Source organism: Pseudomonas brassicae (genome assembly GCF_010671725.1).
Lineage (GTDB): Bacteria > Pseudomonadota > Gammaproteobacteria > Pseudomonadales > Pseudomonadaceae > Aquipseudomonas > Aquipseudomonas brassicae.
Genome location: NZ_JAAHBU010000169.1, coordinates 1 through 2,620, shown reverse-complemented (window position 1 = coordinate 2,620; position 2,620 = coordinate 1). Strand labels below are relative to the sequence as shown.

3 protein-coding genes are annotated in these 2,620 nt (G+C 63.9%); all 3 read right to left on the bottom strand.

Features of this window, described 5'->3' with window-relative positions:
• Positions 1-84: 84 nt before the first annotated feature.
• Positions 85-1,245: an ABC transporter ATP-binding protein gene (locus tag G3436_RS13405; RefSeq protein ID WP_163945676.1), complete on the bottom strand. Its 1,161-nt coding sequence runs from the start codon at positions 1,243-1,245 to the stop codon at positions 85-87.
• A 17-nt stretch (positions 1,246-1,262) separates the two neighbouring features.
• Positions 1,263-2,072 (bottom strand): ABC transporter permease, encoded by an 810-nt coding sequence (locus G3436_RS13400; RefSeq protein WP_163945673.1) that lies wholly within the window; start codon positions 2,070-2,072, stop codon positions 1,263-1,265.
• A 6-nt stretch (positions 2,073-2,078) separates the two neighbouring features.
• On the bottom strand, positions 2,079-2,620 hold a 542-nt coding region (locus tag G3436_RS13395), incomplete at its 5' end, for an ABC transporter permease (RefSeq protein WP_163945670.1).

Below are 2,620 nucleotides of genomic sequence, written 5' to 3'. Positions count from 1 at the left end.
GCGGCGCTTCGCTGGCAAGTCGAGGCGTCGAACCGCAGCTCCCACATCTATTGCAACGTACCATGGCCTGACAGATAGGCGTTGTCAGCCTTGCGCACCCGCCGCCTTGTTCAGATCACTCTCGGCCCACTCAGTGTACAGGCACGCATCGGCCGTGGCCCAGCGCACCCGCACCGCATCACCCGCCTTGAGCGGCATGCCCGCCGCCGACAGCGCCTTCACGGTCATCGCCGTACCGCCCTGCGTCACCACGCTGCAGGTCTGGCTCTCACCCAGGAACAACACCTCGACCACCTTGGCCGAAACCTCGTTCCAACCCGCCGCCAACGGCTCGGCCTGCGCCTGTTCGACACTCAAGGCCAAGGCCTTCTCGGGACGTACCATCAACAATACTGGCTGGTCATTCTGCAACCCCGAGGTCAGCCGAATCGACAACGTCTGCCCTTCGAACATCGCCACCGCATTGCCCATCGCCCGCAAGCGCAGGAAGTTGGAGTTGCCCAGGAACGATGCCACGAACGCGTTCGGCGGGTTCTGGTAGAGGTCATACCCACTGCCCAGCCCGACGATCTTGCCATGGCTGAAAATCGCGATGCGCTGGGACAGGCGCATCGCTTCTTCCTGGTCATGGGTCACGTAGACGATGGTGATGCCCAGGCGCCGATGCAGCTGACGCAGTTCATCCTGCAGGTCTTCACGCAACTTCTTGTCCAGCGCTCCCAACGGTTCGTCCATCAGCAGGATGCGCGGCTCGTACACCAGCGCCCGGGCAATCGCCACGCGCTGCTGCTGGCCACCGGACAACTGTGAAGGGCGACGGTGGGCGAACGACTCCAGTTGCACCAGCTTGAGCATCGCCTCCACCCGGCGAGCACGCTCGGCCGCCGCCAGCTTGCGAATGGCCAGCGGGAAGGCGATGTTGTCGCGCACCGACAGGTGCGGGAACAGCGAGTAGCGCTGGAACACCATGCCGATGTCGCGCTTGTGCGGCGGCACGTTCACCAGCGACTGGCCATTGACCAGGATCTCGCCGCTGCTGGGGGTTTCGAACCCGGCCAGCATCGACAGCGTGGTACTTTTGCCCGAGCCGCTGGAGCCCAGAAAAGTCAGGAACTCGCCGTCCTGGATGTCCAGCGAGATGTTGTCCACGGCAGCAAAGTCGCCGTAGTGCTTGTTCAGGTTGCGCAGGCTCACCAGGGGCTTGTCGCCTTGCTGCTGCGCAGGGTCTTTGATCACGGCACTCATGTCGTCTTCCTCGGCGCTCAAGCGCGGGTTTCAGTGCGCCGGCGCAGCGCGGCGGCAATAATCATCACCAGCACCGACAGGCCGATCAGCAACGTCGAGGCGACGGCGATCACCGGGGTCAGGTCCTGGCGCAGGGTGGTCCACATTTTTACTGGCAAGGTCTGCAGGGTCGGGCTGGCCATCATCACGCTCAGCACCACCTCGTCCCACGACACCAGGAACGCAAACAGCGCACCGGCCACCATCCCCGGGCGAATCGCCGGGAAGGTCACCTTGAACACCGCCTGCAGGCGCGAGGCGCCGCAGATCACTGCCGCATCCTCGATCGACTGGTCGAACAGCTTGAGCGAGTTGATGATCGAGATGATGGTGAAGGGCAGGGCGACGATCACGTGGCTGACCACGAAAGCGAACATCGTGCCGGTGTAGCCGAGCTTGAGAAACAGCGCGTACACCGCCACCGCGATGATCACCAATGGCACGATCATCGGCAGGGTGAACAGCCCGTAGAGCATCTCGCGCCCCGGGAAGCGCCCGCGCACCAGGGCGAAGGCAGTCGGCAGGCCCAGCGCCACCGCACACACGGTGGTCAGCACGGCGACCTTGAGGCTGGCCATGGCCGCGCTCATCCAATCGGGGTTGGAGAAGAACTGCCCGTACCACTTGAGCGTCCAGCCCGGCGGCGGGAACACCAGCCACTGCGAAGAGCCGAACGACAGCAGCACGATGAACACGATCGGCAGCAACAGGAACAGGCCGATCAACCCGGTGGTGGCGTACAGGCCGAAACGCATGCGCCGGCTCATCGCATTGGGGGTCAGGAGCATGAGCGCTTACCTCGCGTTACTGGCGCCAACCGGGGATTCCGGCTGAAGCTTCAGGTAGAAGTAGAACAGCACCAGGGTGATCACGATCAGCAACGCGGCGCCGGCACTGGCCAGGCCCCAGTTGAGGAACGACTGCACCTGCTGGATGATGAACTCCGGCAGCATCATGTTCTGCGCCCCGCCCAGCAGCGCCGGGGTGACGTAGTAACCGAGCGACATCACGAACACCATCAGCCCGCCCGAGAACAGCCCCGGCCGGCACAGCGGCAGGAACACCCGCAAGAAGTTGCTCCACGGGCTGGCGCCACAGATGGAGCCGGCCTGCAGGATCATCGGGTCGATGGCCTGCATGGTCGCCTGCAATGGCAGTACGATGAACGGGATCATGATGTAGCTCATGCCGATCACCACGCCCGTGAGGTTGTGCACCATCTCCAGGGGCTGGTCGATGATGCCCATCGCCATCAGCGCCTTGTTGATCACCCCCGAGGCCTGCAGCAGCACCAGCCACGAGTAGGTGCGCGCCAGCAGGCTGGTCCACATCGACA

What these genes read in the sequence shown, in the direction of transcription:
- G3436_RS13405 (WP_163945676.1), bottom strand. Translation starts at nt 1,245, where the DNA reads ATGAGTGCCGTGATCAAAGACCCTGCGCAGCAGCAAGGCGACAAGCCC.
- G3436_RS13400 (WP_163945673.1), bottom strand. Translation starts at nt 2,072, where the DNA reads ATGCTCCTGACCCCCAATGCGATGAGCCGGCGCATGCGTTTCGGCCTG.